The sequence below is a fragment of the Vibrio sp. 1249-1 genome (assembly GCF_033340495.1).
Map to the genome: position 1 here is coordinate 1 of NZ_JAWOWJ010001111.1, position 532 is coordinate 532.

General features: G+C 48.1%; 1 protein-coding gene. It reads left to right on the top strand.

Annotated features, from left to right (window positions below; translation table 11 throughout):
* A partial coding sequence (pcp, locus tag R7Z50_RS30735) for a pyroglutamyl-peptidase I (protein WP_318150183.1) occupies positions 1 to 513 on the top strand: 513 nt, incomplete at its 5' end.
* Positions 514 to 532 lie beyond the last annotated feature (19 nt).

Genomic DNA, 532 nt, shown 5'->3' on the forward strand with positions numbered 1-532 from the left:
CCTGTGACGCGTTTTGAGTCCATCAGTGCTGTGATTGATGCGATTGAAGCGTATCAACCAGATTGTGTTATTACCGTTGGTCAGGCCGCGGGTAGAGCGGCAATAACGCCCGAACGCGTTGCAATTAATGTGGATGACTTCCGAATTCCAGACAACGGTGGCAATCAGCCAATCGATGAGCCCATCATCGAACAAGGCCCGGATGCGTATTTTTCGTCTTTGCCAATCAAGCGTATTGCTCAAACGTTGCATGAGAGTGGCATCCCTTGTCAGGTTTCTAATAGCGCGGGGACGTTTGTGTGCAACCATCTGTTTTATGGAGTGCAGCATTATCTGAGGGACAAATCGATTCGGCATGGATTTGTGCATATTCCGTTGTTGCCAGAACAAGCGACGGATGGCAACCACCCGTCAATGAGCCTCGATATGATCGTGGCTGGCCTAAAGTTGGTGGCACAAGTTGTCATTGAACACGAAAGCGATGTTGTGGTGAGTGGTGGACAAATTTGTTAGTAAGCTACTGAAATAAATA